The organism is Gordonia sp. Z-3, assembly GCF_036233855.1.
Classification (GTDB): domain Bacteria; phylum Actinomycetota; class Actinomycetes; order Mycobacteriales; family Mycobacteriaceae; genus Gordonia; species Gordonia tangerina.
This window is the reverse complement of sequence record NZ_JAZARS010000006.1, coordinates 151,508-172,074: the sequence shown is the minus strand read 5'-3', so window position 1 is coordinate 172,074 and position 20,567 is coordinate 151,508. Positions and strand designations below refer to the sequence as shown.

Here is a 20,567-nt window from a genome sequence, read left to right as displayed (position 1 = left end):
CGAAGGGCAGGGTAGCCGATCTGATCTATCGGTCGGTGAAGCGTTCGGCGATGGCGTCGCCCTCGGCCTCTTCGGGGATGGTGTCGCCGGTGCGTTCTCGCCACTGTGCCAGGGTCTCTGCCAGGATGCGCTGTGTCTCGCGGTGTGCGGGATCGTCGACGAGGTTGTGCAGTTCCCCGGGATCGGCAGTGAGGTCGTACAGTTCGCGCGGCGGTCGCGGCTTCTGGGCGGCCGCCTGGTCTATCGAACGGGCCGAGCGGCTCTCGGCGATGTCGCGCGGCAGCTGCAGAGCGGGCCGTATGGCGTAGTTCTCGATGTAGGAGAAGTCTCTGGTGCGTACCGCGCGGATCGGATCGAATGCGTCGTGGTAGGTCTTCTCGGTGAAAACCTCGGTTCTGCATGGTGTTTCAGTATCGCCAACGATCGCTTCGGCATGCGACAGGCCGTCGACATCGTCGGGGACCGGCACCGACAGCAGGTCCAGCACCGTCGGTACCAGGTCGACGCCCGACATCAGTCCGTCATGGCTGCGGGGCAGCAGGTCCCGGCGGCGCGGCGGGCGGATGATCAGCGCAATTCCCGTACCCGACTCGTACAGAGTGGATTTCGCGCGCGGGAAGGCGAGTCCGTGGTCGGTGACGAAGACGATCCAGGTGGTCTCGTCGAGCCCGAGGTCGGCGACCGCGGCGAGCAGGCGTCCCACCGCAGCGTCGGCGGTCGCGATGGCGCCGTGCAGGCCGGCGAGGTCGGCGCGGACGTCAGCGGTGTCGGGCAGGAAGTCGGGGACGGTGATCGATGTCGGGTCCGCGAGCCGATACCTGTCCTCGGCGTAGGGACGGTGGGCTTCGAAGAAGCCTGCGGTGAGGAAGAACGGCCGCTCGTCGGACACCCGCACGTGTTCGGTGAGCCACTTCGCTGCGCGGTCGGTCACCACGTCGCCGCGGGTGTCGGAGTCGTCGACGGTGTCGAAGCCGAGGGTGGTGGCGTCGGCACTCTCGTGCTGCATCCCGATCAGCACCGTTCGATAGCCCACCTGCGACAGCAGGAACGGCAAGGTGCGCACCCCGTCGCGGTACTCGAAACCGTGGTGGGCGAGGCCGATGAGTCCGGTGCTGTGCGGGTAGCGACCGGTGAACAGTGATCCACGCGCGGGCGAGCAGAGTGGCGCGGTGGCGTGCGCAGCCGTGAATCGAATTCCGTTGGCCGCCAACCCGTCCAGATGGGGACTGTTCACCCCGGCGGCCCCGTAGCACCCGAGGTGCCGGCCGAGGTCGTGCCAGTGGATCATCAAGACGTTCTCGCGCGGGGTCTCGCTGCTGCGGGCATCCGCAGCAGAGACGCCGAGGGATTGCGCAGTGGACATGACTTCCATGATGCGCGCATGAGGGTGATCAAGCCGCTCTTGAAGTTGAAGTCACCCTCAAATACAGTCCGGAGAGAGTGACCCAGACCACACGATTCGGCCGCCCGCCTGCGCAAAGGAGCCACATGAGCACCGTCAACACCGTCACCGGACCCGTCGATTCCGCTGACCTCGGCAATGTCCTCATCCACGAGCACGTCTTTGTCCTCGGCGAGGAGTATCGGCAGAACTACCAAGATGATTGGGACGAGGACGAGAAGATCGCCGAGGCAGTGCGCGACCTGACGGAACTCAAGGGATTGGGGATGGACACCATCCTGGATCCGACGGTGCTCGGGTTGGGCCGCTACATTCCGCGAATCCAGCGCATTGCCGAGCAGACCGACCTGAAGCTCGTGGTCGCGACCGGTTTGTACACCTACAACGACATCCCGTTCCAGTTCCATTACACCGGTCCAGGCCTGCTGTTCGACGTTGCCGAACCGCTGGTCACGTTCTTCGTCAAGGACCTGACCGAGGGAATCGCCGACACCGGGGTGAAGGCGGCATTCCTCAAATGCGCCATCGAGGAGCAGGGTCTGACGCCCGGGGTGGAGCGAGCCATGCGCGCCGTCGGACAAGCCCACGTGCAGACCGGGGCGCCCATCACCGTGCACACCAACCCGCACACCCAGTCGGGGCTGGTGGCGCAGCAGGTGCTCAAGGAGGAGGGCGTCGACCTGACGAAGGTCGTCATCGGCCACTCCGGCGACTCGACGAATTTGGACTATCTGATGCAGCTCGCCGACGCCGGCTCGATTCTGGGCATGGATCGTTTCGGACTGGATGTGCTGCTGCCGTTCGAGGAGCGCGTCAACACGGTGGCCACCCTGTGCGAACGTGGTTATGCCGACCGGATGGGCCTGGCGCACGACGCCGCCTGTTTCATCGACTGGTTCTCGCCGGAGGCCAAGCGCGAGGCGGTGCCCAAGTGGAACTATCGGCACATCAGTGAGGACGTGCTGCCGGCGCTGCGCGAGCGGGGTGTGAGCGACAAGGACATCCAGACGATGCTCGTCGACGTGCCGCGGCGGTACTTTGAGTGAGGGCGATACCGGTGATCGAGTAGCCCACGAACGAAGTGAGTGCGCGTACCCTCGGTGATCGAGTAGCCCACGAACGCAGTGAGTGCGCGCTCCCTCGGTGATCGAGTAGCGCGCGAACGAAGTGAGTGCGCGCTCCCTCGGTGATCGAGTAGCGCGCGAACGAAGTGAGTGCGCGTATCGAGATCACCACCCACACAGAGCATGTCAGCCTGCGTGGTCTCGATACGCACCCTCGCCTAGCGGCTCGGACGCTACTCGACCACCGACAAAAAGCAACGCCGACAGAACGGCTCGGACGCTACTGGACCACCGACAAAAGCAACGTCGACAGAGCGGCCCGGACGGTACTCGACCACCGACGAAAGGCGACGCCGACTGAGGTCGACCACCGAGGGGTTCGAAAGCTACTTGCGTGTGAGGCCGAGGGCGTTGGCCCACAAGCGTGTTGCGGTGAAGACCAGCTCCTCGATGTCGTCGGCGCCGCCGACGCCCAGACTCTGAAATGCCATCCGTGACACCATCCCCGATAGCGCCCGCGCGGCCTGCAAGGGGTCCAGGTCGGCGTCGGCGAGGCCGGCCTCCTGGAGTTCGCGGATGCCGCGGGCGTTGCGTTCGATGAACACCTGGCCGCGCTCAACCCGTTTCTGCCGGAAGTCCGGACTGATCCCGGCCACCTGTTCGCGCACCATCATGAGCTTGGCGTTGCGTCGATACGCCTGGAAGTAGGCGCGGTTGGCCGCTTCGATGGTCGCGATCGGATCATCGGAGTCCGGTTCGCCATGGGGCATCCCGGGATGCAGGATCTCCTCTTGGGCAGCGGCGAGCACCGCGTCGAGGATGTCCTCCTTCGAGTCGAAGTAGGTGTAGAACGAGCCGGTCGCGCAGCCCGCCTCCACCGTGATGTCGGTGAGGCGGGCATCCGCGAACCCGTCTCGCTCGAAAACCGTTCGGGCTGCGACTATCAACGCCGCCCGGGTACGTTCACCGCGCGCGGTGAGCGGCCGCACCGTCATCGCGATACGAGCGCCTGATCCGACACACCCGCCACGGTCTCCTTCGCCGCGGCCGTCGCGTCGCGGTACGGACGCAGCTCACGCCGGGCGATGGCGCGCTTGTGCACCTCGTCGGGGCCGTCGGCCAGCCGCAGCGTGCGAATGTGTGCGTAGGCCATGGCCAGCGGGAAGTCGTCGGTGACCCCGCCGCCGCCGTGCACCTGAATCGCGCGGTCGATGATTTTCAGGGCGATGTTCGGCGCGGCCACCTTGATGGCCGCGATCTCGGTTGCGGCGGCCTTGTTGCCGACGGTGTCCATCATGTAGGCGGCCTTGAGCGTCAGCAGCCGAACCATCTCGATGTCGATGCGCGCCTCGGCAATCCAGTCCTGGATGTTGGCGCGCTCGGCGATGGGCTTGCCGAAGGTCACCCGCTGTGACGCCCGCGCGCACATCGCCTCGAGTGCGCGTTCGGCGACCCCGATGGTGCGCATGCAGTGGTGGATGCGACCGGGACCGAGGCGGGCCTGGCTGATCGCGAATCCCTCGCCCTCACCTTTGAGCACGTCGGCGGCCGGCACGCGCACGTTGTCGAAGATCAGTTCGCCGTGGCCTTCGCGGTCGACGTAGCCGAAGACCGGCAGGTTCCGCACAATGGTCAGTCCGGGTGCGTCGGTGGGCACCACCATCATCGACTGCTGTCGATGCGTCGCGGCGCTCGGGTCGGTCTTGCCCATGACGATCAGCACCTTGCAGTCGGGACGCATCACGTTGGACGCGAACCACTTACGCCCGTTGAGCACATACTCGTCACCATCGCGCACCATGGACATCTCCACGTTGGTGGCATCCGAGCTCGCGACGTCGGGTTCGGTCATGGCGAACGCAGACGCGATCTCGCCGTCCAGGAGCGGCTTGAGGTAGCGCTCCTTGTGCTCGTCGGTGCCGAACAAGGTCAGCACCTCGATGTTGCCGGTGTCGGGGGCGTTGCAGTTGAACACCTCCGACGCGAAGCCCACATGTCCCATGATCTCGGCCAGCGGCGCGTACTCGAGGTTGGTCAGGCCCGGCCCCCATTCCGGATGCGGGTGGAAGAGGTTCCACAACCCGGCGTCCTTGGCCTTCTGTTTGAGCTCGAGCAGGATCTCCGGTGTGGCGTGCGGGTTGTCGGACTCGGCCATCTGCTGGGCGTAGACCGCTTCGTTCGGGTAGATGTGGGCGTCCATGAATTCGAGCAGCTGCGCGCGATAATGCTCCGCACGTTCAGAGGGAGTGAACAGATCCATCCGATTCTCCTTTGTCGAGGGGGTTCAGCTCTGGCCGGCCGAGGCGCCGGTTCACGGTTTCGCGGAGTCGACCAGACCCTGCTGGTAACGGCGCATGCCGCGCAGCCATCGGTCGTAGTCGGCGCCCTTGTGCCGATACATCTCGAGCACCTCGTGGTGCGGCAGGATCAGGAAGCGCTCATCGCCGAGGGCCTCGATCACCACGTCGGCGACCTCGGTGGTGGTCAGCACCCGGCCCGCGGTCTCCACCGCTCGTTGCATGAGCACCGCGCCCTCGTCGGCGGGGGTGTCGTCGGGGCGCAATAGCTTGGTGTCGACACCCATCGGGCACAAGCAGCTCGCCCGCACGCCACGGTCGCCGTAAGTGACGTTGAGCCACTCCGCGAATCCCACGGCCGCGTGTTTGGTCACCGAATAAGTGGCCGACCCGAGTTGGGTGAGCAGGCCGGCCGCCGACGCGGTCGACACGAAGTAGCCGGCACCACGCTCGACCCATTCCGGAACGAGCCGTCGAGCGGCTCGGATGTGGCTCATCACATTGACGTCGATGATCTGGGCCCACTCGTCGTCGGTCGCCGCCAGCCCGGGGACACCGGTGATACCGGCGTTGGCGAAGTACAGGTCGACCGGGCCGAACTCTGATTCGGCGAGGGCGATGGTGGCATCGATGTGCTCGGTGGAGGCGGCGTCACCGGCGATGGTGGCGATCGATCCGGGCGCGGACTCCGACACCGTCGCTGCGACGGAGTCGAGTCCCTCGGCCGCCAGGTCGGTGATCACCACCCTTACGTTGCGCGCCACGAGTGCCTCGGCCAGCGCTGCGCCGATACCGCCGGCGCCTCCTGTCACGATGGCCACCTTGCCGTCGAGCTCCATCACCACATCCTCGTCGTGGACGGTTGCGGCCGAGTGGCATCACCCGGTCGCGTCGGGTTTGGCTCGAAACCTACTTGAAGTTGCGTTCAGGTTCAAGTGTCGTTCAGGTGCCCCACCGCTGTTCACCAGCGCAGAGGGAAATGACATCGACGATGTTCAACAATCAGGAACAATGTGTTTTCACAACGTCCGTTGAGAATTCTCAACTACCGTTGGGAAAAGAACAGATTCACATTACCGGGGTTAACTGAGACTTTGCTGGGGGAGAACCAAGATTTAGGTGACACCCGACTGGGTCATCCGTACACTTCGGTATATGGTGTTCGTGAGAATAAATTCTTCGGTGGTTGTAACGAATCACTGAGCGTCACCGAAACGCAGACCAGAGGATCGTCAAGCCCGCGGCGATCCCACGAGATCTGCCAGACCCCCGAGCTTCGGCCGAGAGATCCAGGCCCCCTTTGGTTCTCACGGTCGTTGGTGTCCGTGTCCGTTACGTGTGGAGAGGAGGTGACAACAATGGATCTGTTCAGCATTCTCGGTAGCTTCATCGAGACCGCACTCGGCTTCCTCCAGGGTTTCTGGGGTGCCTGATGAGTGCCATATGACGCGAACGCCCGGCCTCACCGACATTGCGTGATGATCAACGCAAACGAGAGTCGTTCCCCCCCTGTACTCTCTTTTCACTGATCAATCCTGTACTCATTTCGAGTACACCTCCGAAACCGCTCGGGGTGAAGACTTGCCTTTTTCACTCCGCGCCACTTTGGACGGATATTCGCAACGGTGGTGAGTCCGGGCGTTTCGCCGTCTCCCCACCTCCTCGGGCACCCCCGGTCAGGGGGTCGTCCGACCAAAGCATGCCCATCGCTCCATGCTGTGATCTGGATTACACTTACGCGGGTAATCCCAGGTCACCGGAGGGAGGTGCGCCATGTTCAGTCTGATCGCCGATCTCGTATACGGCATTCTCAGCGCCGTCGGCAACTTCCTCTGGTGATCGTCGAGACCGCCGCCCGGCGCGGTCAGGTCACTGCAGCGATCGCCCGGTCGGCGACCGTCGGGGCGACGTAGTCGATCGCCGGTAGGAGTGCCCGCAATGCCGCGGGCGCGACCGCGGCGGGTTGATGGGTCACCGCCCGCAGAGTCCAGCGCGCCGCGTCGTCAACCGTCAACGCGGTGACGTCATCGTATTCGGCGGTCGGGGAGATCATCTCGGTCCGCACCAGCGGGAAGTGCACATTCGTCGCGCGCACCTTCGGGTGTGGGCGCTCGGCGTTGAGGCTGCGTCCGAAGATCGCGAGCGCATTCTTGGACCCCGCATACGCGGAGAACCGGGGAAACGTGTTGGCCATCAACGCCCAGGTACACACGTTCACCAGCTGCCCGCGGCCACGGGCGACCATGCCGGGCAGCAACCCCAGACTCAGCTGGACCGCGGCAAAGTAGTTGAGCTGCATCGTCCGCTGGTAGTCGTGCAGACGGTCGGTCGAGTCCATGATGGAGCGGCGAATCGAGTGCCCGGCGTTGTTCACCAGTACGTCCACGTCCCGATCGGCAAGCTGAGCCAGCAGGTCGACAATCGCCGACTCATCGGACAGATCGCAGACGAGATACTCCGCTCCCGTCTCGTCGGACAGGGTCTGCAGTTCGTGCTCGCGGCGTGCCACCGCGATCACCCGCGCACCACGTTGCGCGAGCAACTGTGTGGTGGCCCTCCCGATCCCGGCCGACGCCCCGGTCACCACCACGGTGAGGCCGGCGACATCGCGGCCGGGCCCGGTCAGGGTCCGCTCCACTCGACCGGGCAGCAGCGTCCGCCTTTGGACCAGGTCGAGCAGGCCTGCGGAGAACGACGGCATCGGTGTCCTTTCGACGACATCCCCGACGGTAGCGCCGGAGATACCTCCACCGAAAGCGTTGCATCAGCACGTACTCACGCCTCCATCAGGATGACCCGTTCGGACACCGACCCAGGGAGACCGCATGTCCGCACCGCTGGAGACCGGAGACCCACGCCCCACCAACGAGATGGTCGTCGCGGCGTTGCGGTCCGGCGACATGCAGGCGCTCGGCGTCGTCTACGACCGATACGGTGCGGCATTGCACACGTTCGCCTACTCGATGGTGCGCAGTCGCGAACGGGCCGCCGACGTCACGCACGACAGCCTGCTGATCGCTGTCGCCCGGATCGGTCAGTTGCGCGATCCCGCGCGACTGCGTCCGTGGCTATACGCGATTGTGCGCTCGGAGTGCCTACGCGCACTGCGGGGTACCAAACGCGAAACCGTGTTCACCGACTGGCACGACACCGCCGACGACGACCTGCCGGATGCCGAGCTGCACCGGCAGGAGATCCGTGAACTCGTGCGGTCGGCGCTCGACGGTTTGTCGCCGAAGGACCGCGAAGTGATGGAGCTGAGCCTGCACCACGACCTCGACAACGCCGAGATCGCCGCCGTGCTCGGCGTGTCACCGTCGCACGTCACCGCGCTGACCTCCCGCAGCCGCAAGGCGCTCGAACGCAGCCTCGGGACCCTGCTGGTCGCGCGCGCCGGCGGCGAAGGATGCGACGAACTCACGCAGCTGCTGCAGCCCTGGGACGGAAACTTCACGCCGTTGTGGCGCAAGCGAATTGCCAAGCACGTCGACAGCTGCGCGTCGTGTACAGGTGAGCGTCGGCGGCGGTTCACCCCGGCGGCAATTCTGGTGGCGTTGCCCATGCTTGCGGCGCCGATCGTGCTGCGCGACCGGGTGATGACCGACGCCGAGCCCGTGCTGGCGGCCTATGCGCAGCATGCCGGCGAGGCCCAGGCCGCGACGTCGGTGCCCGGTCCCGTCGACGCGAACGGGGCTGACGTGGTGCCCAATGCGACGTCGACGACGATCATCGCGGGCCAACCCGCCTGGGATTACCCGATCGCCGCGCCGACCGGCCGGCGGTGGTGGCTGTGGACGACCGCGGCGGTCGCTGTTCTGGTGGTGTCGGGGGCGATCGTGGCGGCGGTGACGGTCGGCGCCGACACAAGGGTGGAGCCGACGCCCGTCGTGGACGCGCCCGTCGTCGAGTCGGAGCCGGCACAACCCGCGACGTCGGCGCCGACCATCGTCGTCCCGTCGTCGGTTCCGGACGGGACGGTGCTGCCGCCGCCCGACACGGCCGCGAAGCCCGATGGGGTGCCGGACCCGGCCGTATCCCGACCGATCGAGCCGGACGAGCCGCCGGTGTCGTCGCCGCCCGAGGTGGTGCCGGGTCGCGATGGAGAGCCCGAGCAACCCGATCCGGCGCCGGTGGACCCGGAACAGCCGGACCCGGCCCCGGAACTCGGTACCGCGGCCTGCCCGCCGCTGTGCGGTCCGTCGAGCGATCCCGCAGGGCCCGCGGTCCGCTGACCTGCCGTTTCGGCGAGACCACGATTTAATCCGGAAAAGTGTTGCAGCCACGGTTGCGGCTGACTCCTACACCCGAAGGCCGACAACGGTTGGCCTCGGACCCCAGGAGCCAGCCATGCACACCACCCTCACCACCACCCGCCGGATCGTCATCGGAGTCGCTGTCGCCACCGCGCTGGCCGCACCCGGCACCGCTTTCGCCGAGAGTCCCGCCGAGCCGTTCCAGCCGGGCTACGGCGCCGACATCATCGCTCCGCCGCCCGTGGGGCCGGCCGACGATCTGCTGCCGCCGGTCGCCGATCCCGACGATCCCGAGGTTCCCGACGTGCTCCAGCCACCCACCGGCGGCGGGGATAATCCCGGGCACGGCGGGCCGGGTGATGTGGCCACCCCGCCCATCGATCCGGTTCCGCCCTGCGAGGAGGACGACACCTGCCCGTGCCCCGAGGACGACCCGGAATGCTGGGTGTGCCCGGAGGGCGAGGACTACTGCGAGCCCTGCATCAACGACGACTGCGAGACGCCGACGTCCACGGTTCCGGACCCCATCGTCGAGGAGAAGCCGGTCATCAGTACCGACCGGCCCACCTTCGACACTGGTGACGAGCGGTCGGTGACGCAGGCGGGCCTGCTCGGCGGTGCCATCTCGTTGGTCATCGTCGGCGGTACCGCGGTCGCCGTCGTCCGTCGGCCTCGTCGCTGATCGGCGGGAGAGATCAATGCGCACAAGACGTTTGCTGACGGCCATCGCCGCGGTGGTGGCATTGTTCGGAGCCGCGCTGATGCTCATCGGATGCGGCGCCACCGACGTCCGGCCGGCACAGGTGCTGTCCGGTAGCACCGAGCCGTCGGCGACCCGCACCGCGCCGGTCGGCGACCCGGTCCGGCTCGCGGTGCCGTCGGTGCAGGTGGACGCGGCCGTGCTGCCCATCGTCGATGACAGCGGCGAGATCGATCCACCCACCGAGGACGATGCGTGGTGGTGGAACGAACGGGGTGCGCCGGGCTCGGCCGACACCGTCTACCTCGCCGGTCACGCCATCCACAACGGCGACGGGGTCTTCGCGCCGCTGCAGCAGGTGCAGCCCGGTGCGCAGATCCGGCTCGACACCACCGCCGGCGCACGCACGTACCGTGTCGACGCGACCGCCACCTACGACAAGTGGAATCTCGCCCGATACGACGAGGTGTGGCAGGCAGTGCCCGGGCGACTGATCCTGGTGACCTGCTTCGTCGTCGACGGACAGCCCACCGACGACAATTATCTCGTCTACGCCTCGCTGATATAGGACGAGCGTGAGGAGCGACATATTTCGGTAAAAGGAGAAATCCGACACTACTGCGAAAAGAATGCGGGCCCGTCGTCGAGGGCCCGCATTCTTTGCGTATTCCATGGAAACCGTCAGTGCATCAGAACGGCAGGATGTTCTCCAGAGATCCGAATCCGGTGCTGGGGGCGGTCTTCGCGAAGTTCGTGGTACATCCGTTGAATGTCACATTGTCGACGAACACCGTGTCCGGCGTGGATGAAGGCTGACTCGAGATGCCGTAGTCGTCGACGACGGTGTTCGCGCCCGCCGCATCCGACAGTTCCTGCAGCGTGCCACGTGTGCCGCGAGGGAAGTTGTCACCCAGATCGCGAGTGGCCCACCACTGATCCGAGGTGGTCGCATCGCGCTGGCCTGCATCCTCGGCACTCGTGCTCCACACGAAGGTGACGAAGCCGTTGCCTTCGCCGGTGTCGGCGCCGGTGGAGCGGATCTGCCAGTTGGCGTTGCCGCCCTTGCTCTCGAAGGTGAGCGGCTTGCCCAAGATGTCGGAGAGCTTCACCTGGCCGCCCGAGTGATACGAGGCCTTGCGCTTGTTCGCCGCGTCGGTCTTGAGCTCCAACGATCCGTCCGTGTCGACGACATTGGTTGCCGAGTAGGTGCCGGCCTGCCCCTGCTCGTCGGGCGCGGTGTTGCCCCAACCATTGGTCTGGTGTTCGGCCGAGATCTGTGCACACTGATTCGACCCGAGGCTGCCGGTGTCGGGTGCGGCCGTTGCGACGGCCGGAGAAATCATTGCGGCCGCCGCCAGTGCGCTGGCCACCGTCGCGGTGCGGACAATTCGACGCATCGAAAAGGTACCTCCATGGATTGGCTTCGTTGGCATATCCGTGGGCCAGCGTATCAATTGTCGACTGGGTCGAATTCGCTCAAAAGGATGAATCCACGGACGGTTACGGTCTCAATGATTGTTCGGGATTTCGGGGTCCGGGAGATTGCGCGGTCACGGCGGTTTCGCGCGAGTGGTGATCTCGACGGCACGGTACGGCGCAGCTATCGGCTCTCTGGGACACTGTGCTGTCGTGACGCCACAGCCGCTGAGCAAACTGCCACATGCTGCCGGCCGCATCCCACTACTCGGCGACGTGACCTCGGTAGATCGTCGCAAGCCCACCCAGCACGAGACAGAACTGGCTCGCGAACTTGGGCCGATCTTCCAACGAGTTTTGCTCGGTGAGCGGCTCATCGTGGTCAGCGGCGCGAAGCTCGCCAGCCAAACCCTCGACGAACGGAACTGGGGCCGCGCCCTCGTCGGACCCCTCGCAAAGCTGGGGGAGGTGGCCGGCGCCGGCCTGTTCACCGCGAAGACGAAAGACCCGCTGTGGGGTCAGGCTCGGCGCATCCTCACACCAGGTTTCTCCCAGGCCGCCATGCGGACCTATCACGATGTGATGGCCAGCGTCGCAGCCGACCTGTCGGCCCATTGGGAGAAGGAACCTACGGTCGATATGCATCAGGACATGACCGCCGCCACTCTCGAGGTGATCGGCCGAGCCGGGTTCTCCCAACGGATGGGCTTGCTCGGCGACACCGGTCAGGCACTGACGGGCACAGAGGAGTTCCTCGAGGCGCTCGGCCGCGCACTGACCTGGGCGGGCGAGTCGACCAATGATCTGCCGACCATCGGCCCGATCCGAGAGATACACGGTCTGCAGGCCCACGCGTCCGCCCCGTGAACAACTTCGACGGTGTCGACTCCCATATGGCGTCGAAACTCGCTGTTAGCAAGTTGATCGGGAGACGCACCAAGCTAGGAGCCGCAGTCAGGTCAGTCAGTCGGTACCCGTGATGCGAGCGCCTCGGCCACGGCAGCGAACTCGACGAGGGCCGCGGTCAGGTCGTCGACGATCTCCTGCGCAATCACCTCGGGAGGTACGCCGTCGTCGAGGTCTGAGGCCGCGGGGTCCTTCAACCAGGTGATGTCGAGATTCACCTTGTCGCGGGCGATCAGATCGTCGTAGGCGAACGAACGAAATCGCTCGGACTCCGTCCGTGCAGAGCGGTTAGCGACCTGGAACGCCTCAATGAACGGGAGTAGGTGCTCGTCGCGCATCGGACGCTGCTTGAGCGTGAAATGGGATCCGGTGCGTAGGTCGTACACCCAGAGTCTTTCTGTCCACGGCTTGCCTGGGTTGGCCTTCTTGCGGTCGAAAAACAAGACGTTGGCCTTTACTCCACCTGCGTAGAAGATCCCAGTAGGAAGGCGAAGGAGTGTGTGAACGTCGTACTCGGCGAGGAGCCGCCGCCGAATCGTCTCGCCGGCGCCGCCCTCGAACAAGACGTTGTCGGGCACGACGACGGCGGCCCGCCCATCGATCTTGAGGATCGATGCGATGTGTTGGACGAAGTTGAGCTGCTTGTTGGTGGTCGAGACCCAGAAGTCGGGCCGACTGTAGGCAATGTCCTCGCGCTCGGGACGCCCGTCGTCGCCGATGACAGCGACGGACGACTTACGTCCGAAGGGTGGATTCGCGAGAACCATCGACGCAGCGTCGCCCCTGGTGCCGAGGGCATCACGCACGTCGATCACGGGTTCGCCGGTCGCCCGGCCGACGCCGTGGAGAAAGAGGTTCGTGGTGCATAGCCGCGCTGTAGCGTCGACCAGTTCGACGCCGCGCACGGTGCGGCCTTCGCTGAGGTCTTGGCGCTGCTGGGGGTCAAGTGAATGGTGCTCGTTGATGTACTCGAGGGCTGCCAGGAGGAATCCGCCGGTACCGCACGCCGGGTCTACGACGGTGTCGTCTGGGCTGGGGCGCATGACTTCGACCATCGCGTGAATCAGTGTTCTCGGTGTGAAGTACTGTCCAGCACCCGACTTCACGTCGCTGGCCGACTTCTGAAGAAGCCCCTCGTAGGCATCGCCGTTGAGATCTCCGCCAATTGACCAAACTTCAGATCCGATGAGGTCGGTGATCAGCCGACCGAGAAGTGCAGGTTCCTGAATCTTGTTCTGTGCCTTGCGGAAGATCACGCCGAGATTCGTCGGCTGTCGGCCGAGTTCAGTGAGGACGCGTCGGTACTCGAACTCCAGGTCGGTGCCGCTCAGTTCGGTAAGGCGATCCCATGAGACGTCGAGTGCGGCCGGGATGATCCGTTCTCGGCGGATCCCTTTCTGCCGCTCATCAGCCATCTTGAGGAACAACAGGTAACTGAGCTGCTCGACATAATCGATATTGGAGACGCCCGCGTCTCGCAGGACGTCGCAATAACTCCAGAGCTTGTCTACGAGGCGGCGGAGTTCAGCATGGTTTGACACTCATCGAGCCTAGCCGGAGTGAGTCGACGGTCAGGTGACGGTCGCTTCGATCCGGCAGAGCAGTCGGAGGTGTGGCTGTGCATCGGGGGATACGTGCTCGGCGATCACTTCGAATTCTGACGCTCGGGTTCGGAGTTCCTCGACGTCGTCGAGGAGCCAGTCCGGAACGTACCCGACCGGCGAGCCGTCTTCGACGCACACCAGCTGAGCCCGAGGGTTCATTGGATTGTCGGGCTCTGAAGCAAGACGCAAGCGTGAGCCAGGCGCGAGCGCGCGGAGGTGCACCCCTGAGTCGTCGACATGCCGAACTCCCGAGGCGAGGAACCGACTGACAACCCGACCTTCAGCGTTCTCACGGAAGTCGTCGACCAGATGGAAAGTGTCGGTGGCGCGCGGCCCGCCGGTGCGGGCCAGTAGTTCCATCGGAGTGCTGATAGACGGGTCCAGGCCGAGAGATTCGAGGTAGCGCGAGTAGGAGGACCGCTGCCGCGACATCAGCCGGTTGCCGAAGAATGCCGGAAGAGTGTCCGAGACGTAGGGAACCGAAGTGTCGGGAAACTGAGTCAGCGGGTGGAATCCCTCAACGGAGTCCACGCCGTCGCAGTACTGGAAGGCGTAACGACCATCGACCAGTTCGTCGAGATGGCCCACACGGACAAACTGGCGAGAATCCGGGTTCTGCCAGATCAGGAGCAGGCGACGGGCGACAGCTGGCAGTGACTCAACCGAAATCGGCGAGTTGAGAACACTCATCGATGATCCTTTCCCTGTTGTGGACGAGCAACCGAACCCTGAACTTACGTCCGAGGTCTGACATTAATGACGAAGGTACGCCATCCAGAATGGCATGCAGGTCTACGACCTGCACATTCGACAGTCTGTTGAGCCAGTACTTTCTTGCCCTCGGTGTCGTGCGAGACAGCGCTTCAACGGCCACATCGACCAATGTCGGCTTGCCTGCGAAGTGATGGCTCCTGCCGCGCTGCGACCACACACTGAGCCTGGTGTCGTCCACGGCAAGCACAGTGAGCTTCTCTTCGGGCACTTGGAAACCCAAGGCATTGCCATGGTCGTATGACGGTGCAAGACGAGGTGGTCCATCGTCGGTGATCACAGCCCAGTTCTCGTGGTGTCGATCACGACCCGCTACCCAGGCATCCAGCATCATGTAGCCCGCAATGGCGTCGAAAGCGCTCTCGACCGAGGGCCCACAGTCCTTCGGCGCTCCGACATCTGCCAGTGCCTTTTGGATGGCCTCGACGGTGTATCCGGGGTTGTGACGTTCGGTGTCGGCCTCGTACCCGGAGATCGCGCCCGCAAGTAGCTCGTTGCCGTGGACCAGGCGCTCGCTGCCGGAGACGACAGACTTCGAGAGGATTCCGCGTCGGCCGTGGTATTGGCCCGGGCGAGTGGTAGCTGTCGGCACCCCGATCAGCGCGGCGAGTTCGGCGACGACCCACTCGGCCCAATCCTCGCCACGGACGTTGCTGCCTTCATCATCGCAACGTGCGTACTTGAAGAGGTAGCGGTGGCCGTCAGGGCCGGTGAACCAGAACTTCTCCTTACCGCCAAGGGGCTCCTCGAACTCGCTGTCAGCCTGAAGCCAGCTCGCGACATCGACGGCGGCCCATGTCGCGGACACTATCGACTGCCCGCGAGGGTTACGGGAATCTGCGCATCGGCGTGAACATGGTCAACGAGTTCACCGGCGGAGGCAGCTCGCAGGAGGGAACGACGTAGAATTACCGCCCGATCGGCTGCGCGATCAATCTCGGTGCATAGACGTGCAGCGACGGCTCGGAGCTCAGTAACCTCACCGAGGAGTGCTTCCTCCGCTCCTGCCGCCGTGATCGGGATGGGCATCGCTGCGAGCTTTGTGCCGTTGACGTTTGCCTGGCCGACCTGTTGTGACATCACTGACTCGATATAGCGTCTGCCGATCGAGCTGTTCACGATGAGAGAGATCCATTCTGGCGCTACGCCATCCACGGCTCGTGCGCGGATCAGGTACGAGGCAAACGTTGCTACAGCGGGTGTTTCGTGGAAAACAGCCGTCTTCCCGACGAGCTCGGCACTGTTTGTCCGGTTGAAGAGGATATCGCCGGGTTCCAGTAGCAGACCGTCGATGGTGGGATCGTCAGCTGCGATGAACTTTAGGTGGGATGTATCCAGTTCACCGTCCTGGATGTTGCCCATCCGAAAGACCGGCACGTCACCGTGCTCGGGACTAGCGTGAGCTTTCGTTGAGGTTCCGTACTGAATGCTCCAGCAGAGTTGGTCGACCGAAGCGGTAACCCATCCTGGCGGTAGATCCAGCGAGTATGCGGGAGGGAGCGGAGCCACTTTGCGGCGAGCGACCATTGCCGATCGACGTTGGACGATGGCGGAGAGTCGTTCCGCGGCAGATTCGCTCGTTCTTGAGATGGTGATGGGCCTTAACACGTTGTCGATCGCCTGAGCACGAAGTCTCTGGGCCTTCTCCCGCGCGGTACTGAGAGTCGCTTCTGCGGTGTCGAGGCGGGAGAGGTGGACTTCGAGCGCATTGACGATCCGGTCCTGTTCGGCAGGCGAAGGCAGTGGTATCTGCCAATTCATCATACGAGTCGTGTCCATCGAGGCGACCGTCGTGCCATCTTTCTTGCAATGCCGCAGAAGTTGAGGCTCCGCGGCGATGAGGGCATAGCGCAACCAACTCGCCGATATATCGCTGCGGGGCGAGATCGCCTTCATGTCCTGATTCATCGTTGTCGCAAATGGAACCATGGTGATGGGTAGCGCTCGCTCAAGAATTCCGGAGCGAACGACGAACGCCACGCTTCCTGAGGGCACTAGCTTCGTGGAGGAGTTCGACACCGCCGACTCGGTGACGTGATCACGGGTTCCGCTTAGAGTTGGTTCGCCCATGTCTTTCGGCGAGAGCCAAGGAATGCTACCTCCATCCCAAAATGCGAGGTTCCTCTTACTCGGTGTGCCCCCGCCGTACCAGGTGCCAGCTTCTTTCAATGAAACCCAGTTCCAGCCCTGCGGTAGCGTGTCTCGGTTCACGCCGTCAGCTCCGTATTCAGTTCATCAAGCAATGCTTGTGCATCCTCCAGTGTCGAAATCGAGAAGTCGAGAGCGAAGCGGTCGGCACCTCCGAGGGATGACAGCGGTACTTGGTCGAGGTCGTCGACAGTGATCACGACACTTGTCTTCACCACGTCGACGATCCCATCGATCCACCGAAGCTGCTGTTCGGAAAAGGCGACGCCGCGCCTTTCTTGCTCTGACAACCACGCGGCCAACCGGGCCTCCACCGCTGAGGCGAACGGCTGAATCTTCGCCTTGCCGTCAGACTCCCTCGAGAGTTCGTGGCGCAGGATCGCGATCAGGTCGGGCACCTCGGCTTTGTGATCGGGGTCAGCAATCTCACCGAGTTCGGCATACGCCTTCCACAGGGCGTCGACACTCCCGATCGCCGGCACCCGGGCCACCTGCTCGGCGAGCGTCTTCAATTGACGGTAAGTGGGACGTCCGGTGCCGCTGCCGTGAACTACCTGCATCGCGGCGATCTCGTCACGGTGTTCGGCGAGATACTCCCTGAACGAGGCAACCCGATCGCGTGACGCGTCCGCCCAACTGATCCTCTCGGTGGACAGCACAGTGTCAGCGTTGACCTGGTCGAACAGCAGATCCTTCTGGCGACGGATGTCCAGGATCCGCTGTCGGAGTGCAGGGTTCGATGTCAGAGGTGCGACTCCGTCGTCGATCAGGGAGCGCACTGCAGCATGTCCGCCCTCGTCCTTGGCCTTCACCACGGCGTCGTCATCGCTCGCATCGGCGATTCGCCGCGCGAGATCGCGCAGCGAGGTTCCGCCGGCTACCTCGGTGATCTCGGCATCCTCGTCGGGGTCAAGCTGCGAGGCCAGTGCGGCGAGACGGACAGCCAATGTGGCGGATTCGTCGGGTGAGATGGTCATTCGGCCGGCCTTCGCCAGCAACTGTTCCAGCGACAGACTCGGCACTCGCTCCATCGGCGTCGCATCGACCAACGGCGAATCGGTGACCCCGACAGCATCGACGATCACGAACCGCTCCTTGGTGGAGCCGGGATGCGCGTCGGGCGTGAGCGCCGCGTAGTCGTCGGCATCGATCACTCGGGAACCGCGACCTTTCATCTGCTCGAAATACACTGCCGACCTGACAGACCGCATGAAGAAGACACACTCGATGGCGCGTACATCAGTGCCTGTCGCAATCATGTCGACGGTAACCGCGACTCGCAGCGTCGGACTGTTCCGAAAATCCTGCAGCTTCTGCTTCGCATCCGATGCGGTGTAGGTGATCTTGGCGGCGAAATCGGCGCCCTCGCCGAACACCTCACGCACCTGCTCGACGATCACATCGGCATGCGCGTCGGTCTTCGCGAAGATCAGCGTCTTCGGAACCGCCGACCGTCCGGGGAAAATGTCGCTGTACAACCTGTCGCGAAATGTGGAGAGCAGGGTGCGAACCTGGTCTTCGGCGATCACATCACGCCCGATCGCTGCACCAGCGTACGCATAGTCGTCGTCGAGTTCCTCATACCGTTGGACGCGCGTCTTGCGGTCCCGGATAGGGACCACTGTGTTCGCCTCGATCGTTGCGCCTTGCTCGGTGATCTCGGTGCGGATCCGGTACACGTCGAACGGCACATTGACTCCGTCGATCACTGACCGCTCATAGGGGTACTCACTGATCAAGTTCTGATCGAAGAACCCCAGAGTCTGTTTGGTCGGCGTTGCAGTGAGTCCGATGATCGGCGCATCGAAGTAGTCGAGGACACTGCGCCAACGACCGTAGATCGAACGATGACACTCGTCGACGACGATCAGGTCGAAGGTCTCCGGCGGTACTGCCGGGTTGTACACCGCGTCGACCGGCCGATCCGGCTCGTCGAGATCGCCGTCGACGTCGTCATCGACCTCCGGCAGCTCCCGTCCCTGAAGGAGGAGGTAAAGCCGCTGGATAGTAGAGAGCGCAACGTTCGTGGAGCCAAGCACGGTTCGCCCGCTCAAACGTTGAACGTTGTAGATCTCGCCAAAACGACGACCATCGTCGCGCGGAACGAAATTCTCGAACTCGCCCTCTGCTTGCTCGCCGAGGTTGTTGCGGTCGACGAGGAACAAAACACGGGATGCACGAGCGTGTTTGAGGAGCCGGTAGCTCAAGGTGACGGCGGTGAAAGTCTTGCCTGCGCCGGTAGCCATCTGAACGAGACCGCGCGGGCGGGTCTGTTTGAGGGACTTCTCGATCCCTTTGATCGCGTCGAACTGATTGGGCCGCAGGCCATCTGGCTGTAATTCGGGGAGAGCGAGAATCCTCGCGCGGAGTGTCGGCGACTCGGGATCAGCTTCGGCCTGGTGCATCCAGGTCTGGACGGTTTCCGGCCGGGCGAACTGGAAGACTTCGCGGGATCGCGGCTTCGGATCGAGCTGATTGGTGAACCGTGTTTCGGTGCCAGTGGACTCGTACCGGAATGGCAGCGGTTCCCCGCGCCGCCACGCCGCCAGTCGGTGTTCAGCACGCAACCCTTCGGCGTACTTGCGTGTCTGGTGCTCTACCCCGATCAGTGCGGTTCCTTCGCGTTTAGCCTCGATGACTCCGACGATGCGGCTGTCGACGTACAGCAGGTAGTCGGCAAATCCAGAGGCGAGCGGGAACTCGCGGACCGCGACGCCGAGAGCAGCGGTGGGATCGATGGCCGCGTAGTCCTGCACAGTCCAGCCAGACTCGGTCAACTGTCGATCGATGTTTCTGCGAGATTGGACTTCGTTCAGTGGGGGACGACGACGGAACCTGTGGGTGAAGTCTGCCGCTTGAGCCTTATCGGGAGTTTGGATGGCGGCCGACCCGAGCCTCCCGGATTCGACAAGTCCGTCCACCTTGGCCCGCAGCGCCGCCACGGTTTCGGCCATTACAGCCTGCTGTCGGCGAGCGTGCTCCAGTTCGGCCTCGGCCGCCCGCCGGCCCCGAGCCTCGGCTTCAGCGGCAGTTCGAGTGGAATCGAGTTTCGTGAGGGTTTCAGTGAGTTCGGTTCGGGAACGATTCAGAAGATCCGCTACGTCGCGGCCGTTGCCTTCACCACCGAATCGTGCAGTGGTCGGAGGTTCAGGGGCGATGAAGCTCCGGGGAGTCTGATCGTTGAGCAGCGCCAGGCGGAGCAGGTTGCCGATCTGCCAGCAACGTTCCAGTGAGGTGAGCGCGGCGCGGACGTCGAACAGATGCTCATGGGTGGCATCGTTCCCGATCTTCCGGATGTCGTGGAAGGCGTCAGCCACGGCGGCCGTGAGGATTCCATTCCGTTCCAGCGCTGCGATTCGATCAACTTGGCGACTGCCATCGAACCGCGTCGAGCTGCGGATCACGAGCTGTTCTGCGGCAACCTCCCCGAACTGACGGCACTTGATGATCGCGCCGTTAGGGTCGGAGTACGCGGTCGATTCCGCGCCGGCGCCGTAGATCGCGAGCAGCGGCTCCACTTGAATCAGGAGGCCGAAATTTCGGGATTCGGACGCCGCCGCGACCAGGCGTGGATCGATCTCCATGCACTTCCTTCGTTCGTCCGTCGCCGCCGTAAGCCGCTCGACTCTATCGAGATTTCGGGCAGAGGTTGGCGAAGCCGCTGCCGGACTCGATCCGATGTCGCGTGTGTGCCCTAGGACAGATGCCAGGAGATTATGTCGCACACGATCTGGATGGCCGAGCCACGTGCTCGATTCCGTCCGCGTCGCAGGAGGCGTCCCAGCCGTTTGGGCGGGTCAGATGACTGGGCGCACGATGATCTATCCAGGTTCACAGACGAGTGTCTGACCGCCTTGAAAAGTGAGTGAAGGTAGGGAAGCCCAAGAGAAGCCCCGAGTAACGCGTGCGCGGGGATAGCGACCCAAGAAATCCCCACAACGGCGAGCGCGGTCGAATGCGCGGAGATTTGAGCAGAAAAAACGAGGTCAGGCCACATTTGTGCAAC

16 protein-coding genes are annotated in these 20,567 nt (G+C 64.0%); 5 read left to right on the top strand and 11 right to left on the bottom strand.

Features of this window, described 5'->3' with window-relative positions; genetic code table 11:
• Nucleotides 1-25: 25 nt before the first annotated feature.
• Nucleotides 26-1,363, bottom strand: a complete 1,338-nt coding sequence (locus VX037_RS08935; protein WP_328713949.1) for a sulfatase family protein — start codon at nt 1,361-1,363, stop codon at nt 26-28.
• Nucleotides 1,364-1,488: 125 nt separating this feature from the next.
• Between VX037_RS08935 and VX037_RS08930 the strand changes: the two genes are divergently transcribed.
• Nucleotides 1,489-2,448 carry a phosphotriesterase family protein gene (locus VX037_RS08930; protein ID WP_235721511.1) on the top strand — a complete coding sequence of 320 codons (960 nt, stop codon included), beginning with the start codon at nt 1,489-1,491 and terminating at the stop codon, nt 2,446-2,448.
• Nucleotides 2,449-2,852: 404 nt separating this feature from the next.
• Here the strand turns inward: VX037_RS08930 and VX037_RS08925 are convergent, their stop codons facing one another.
• The 4 genes from VX037_RS08925 to VX037_RS08910 all read right to left on the bottom strand — a co-directional run bounded on the left by VX037_RS08925 (nt 2,853) and on the right by VX037_RS08910 (nt 7,464).
• Entirely contained in the window at nt 2,853-3,461 is a 609-nt protein-coding gene (locus tag VX037_RS08925) for a TetR/AcrR family transcriptional regulator (protein ID WP_328713947.1), read from the bottom strand.
• The gene (locus tag VX037_RS08920) at nt 3,458-4,726 is read right to left on the bottom strand and encodes an acyl-CoA dehydrogenase family protein (protein ID WP_328713946.1); all 1,269 of its coding nucleotides are present in this window, start codon (nt 4,724-4,726) and stop codon (nt 3,458-3,460) included. The genes VX037_RS08925 and VX037_RS08920 overlap by 4 nt, the downstream gene beginning before the upstream one ends.
• Nucleotides 4,727-4,777: 51 nt before the next feature.
• Entirely contained in the window at nt 4,778-5,602 is an 825-nt protein-coding gene (locus VX037_RS08915) for an SDR family oxidoreductase (RefSeq protein WP_328713945.1), read from the bottom strand.
• 1,025 nt (nt 5,603-6,627) lie between these two features.
• Nucleotides 6,628-7,464, bottom strand: coding sequence for an SDR family NAD(P)-dependent oxidoreductase (locus tag VX037_RS08910; protein ID WP_328713944.1), 837 nt, complete (start codon nt 7,462-7,464; stop codon nt 6,628-6,630).
• 124 nt (nt 7,465-7,588) lie between these two features.
• On the opposite strand from VX037_RS08910, the gene VX037_RS08905 reads away from it, so the two are divergent.
• The 3 genes from VX037_RS08905 to VX037_RS08895 all read left to right on the top strand — a co-directional run bounded on the left by VX037_RS08905 (nt 7,589) and on the right by VX037_RS08895 (nt 10,284).
• On the top strand, nt 7,589-8,995 hold the full coding sequence (locus VX037_RS08905) for an RNA polymerase sigma factor (protein ID WP_328713943.1): 1,407 nt from the start codon (nt 7,589-7,591) through the stop codon (nt 8,993-8,995).
• Between the two features lie 115 nt (nt 8,996-9,110).
• Nucleotides 9,111-9,698, top strand: coding sequence for a hypothetical protein (locus tag VX037_RS08900; RefSeq protein ID WP_328713942.1), 588 nt, complete (start codon nt 9,111-9,113; stop codon nt 9,696-9,698).
• Between the two features lie 16 nt (nt 9,699-9,714).
• Nucleotides 9,715-10,284: a class F sortase gene (locus VX037_RS08895; protein ID WP_328713940.1), complete on the top strand. Its 570-nt coding sequence runs from the start codon at nt 9,715-9,717 to the stop codon at nt 10,282-10,284.
• A gap of 121 nt (nt 10,285-10,405) precedes the next feature.
• Here VX037_RS08895 and VX037_RS08890 read toward each other — a convergent pair whose 3' ends face one another.
• On the bottom strand, nt 10,406-11,113 hold the full coding sequence (locus VX037_RS08890) for a hypothetical protein (RefSeq protein WP_328713938.1): 708 nt from the start codon (nt 11,111-11,113) through the stop codon (nt 10,406-10,408).
• 232 nt (nt 11,114-11,345) lie between these two features.
• Here VX037_RS08890 and VX037_RS08885 point away from each other — a divergent pair, with 232 nt between their 5' ends.
• Nucleotides 11,346-11,999 (top strand): cytochrome P450, encoded by a 654-nt coding sequence (locus VX037_RS08885; protein WP_328713937.1) that lies wholly within the window; start codon nt 11,346-11,348, stop codon nt 11,997-11,999.
• Between the two features lie 92 nt (nt 12,000-12,091).
• Here the strand turns inward: VX037_RS08885 and VX037_RS08880 are convergent, their stop codons facing one another.
• The 5 genes from VX037_RS08880 to VX037_RS08860 are packed head-to-tail and all read right to left on the bottom strand — an operon-like array spanning nt 12,092 to nt 20,145.
• On the bottom strand, nt 12,092-13,579 hold the full coding sequence (locus VX037_RS08880; RefSeq protein ID WP_328713936.1) for a class I SAM-dependent DNA methyltransferase: 1,488 nt from the start codon (nt 13,577-13,579) through the stop codon (nt 12,092-12,094).
• A gap of 30 nt (nt 13,580-13,609) precedes the next feature.
• A complete protein-coding gene (locus VX037_RS08875; protein ID WP_328713934.1) occupies nt 13,610-14,332 on the bottom strand; it encodes an HIRAN domain-containing protein in 723 nt (240 codons plus the stop codon).
• Nucleotides 14,301-15,221, bottom strand: a complete 921-nt coding sequence (locus VX037_RS08870) for a hypothetical protein (protein ID WP_328713933.1) — start codon at nt 15,219-15,221, stop codon at nt 14,301-14,303. The genes VX037_RS08875 and VX037_RS08870 overlap by 32 nt, the downstream gene beginning before the upstream one ends.
• Nucleotides 15,221-16,624 carry a restriction endonuclease subunit S gene (locus VX037_RS08865; RefSeq protein ID WP_328713931.1) on the bottom strand — a complete coding sequence of 468 codons (1,404 nt, stop codon included), beginning with the start codon at nt 16,622-16,624 and terminating at the stop codon, nt 15,221-15,223. The genes VX037_RS08870 and VX037_RS08865 overlap by 1 nt, the downstream gene beginning before the upstream one ends.
• Complete coding sequence (locus VX037_RS08860) at nt 16,621-20,145, bottom strand: DEAD/DEAH box helicase family protein (protein ID WP_328713929.1); 3,525 nt, start codon at nt 20,143-20,145, stop codon at nt 16,621-16,623. The genes VX037_RS08865 and VX037_RS08860 overlap by 4 nt, the downstream gene beginning before the upstream one ends.
• Nucleotides 20,146-20,567 lie beyond the last annotated feature (422 nt).

Excerpts from the sequence above, each read along its gene's own strand:
- VX037_RS08920 (WP_328713946.1), bottom strand. The coding sequence starts at position 4,726 with ATGGATCTGTTCACTCCCTCTGAACGTGCGGAGCATTATCGCGCGCAG.
- VX037_RS08935 (WP_328713949.1), bottom strand. The coding sequence starts at position 1,363 with ATGTCCACTGCGCAATCCCTCGGCGTCTCTGCTGCGGATGCCCGCAGC.
- VX037_RS08895 (WP_328713940.1), top strand. The coding sequence starts at position 9,715 with ATGCGCACAAGACGTTTGCTGACGGCCATCGCCGCGGTGGTGGCATTG.
- VX037_RS08925 (WP_328713947.1), bottom strand. The coding sequence starts at position 3,461 with ATGACGGTGCGGCCGCTCACCGCGCGCGGTGAACGTACCCGGGCGGCG.
- VX037_RS08910 (WP_328713944.1), bottom strand. The coding sequence starts at position 7,464 with ATGCCGTCGTTCTCCGCAGGCCTGCTCGACCTGGTCCAAAGGCGGACG.
- VX037_RS08930 (WP_235721511.1), top strand. The coding sequence starts at position 1,489 with ATGAGCACCGTCAACACCGTCACCGGACCCGTCGATTCCGCTGACCTC.
- VX037_RS08915 (WP_328713945.1), bottom strand. The coding sequence starts at position 5,602 with ATGGAGCTCGACGGCAAGGTGGCCATCGTGACAGGAGGCGCCGGCGGT.
- VX037_RS08905 (WP_328713943.1), top strand. The coding sequence starts at position 7,589 with ATGTCCGCACCGCTGGAGACCGGAGACCCACGCCCCACCAACGAGATG.
- VX037_RS08890 (WP_328713938.1), bottom strand. The coding sequence starts at position 11,113 with ATGCGTCGAATTGTCCGCACCGCGACGGTGGCCAGCGCACTGGCGGCG.
- VX037_RS08860 (WP_328713929.1), bottom strand. The coding sequence starts at position 20,145 with ATGGAGATCGATCCACGCCTGGTCGCGGCGGCGTCCGAATCCCGAAAT.
- VX037_RS08900 (WP_328713942.1), top strand. The coding sequence starts at position 9,111 with ATGCACACCACCCTCACCACCACCCGCCGGATCGTCATCGGAGTCGCT.
- VX037_RS08875 (WP_328713934.1), bottom strand. The coding sequence starts at position 14,332 with ATGAGTGTTCTCAACTCGCCGATTTCGGTTGAGTCACTGCCAGCTGTC.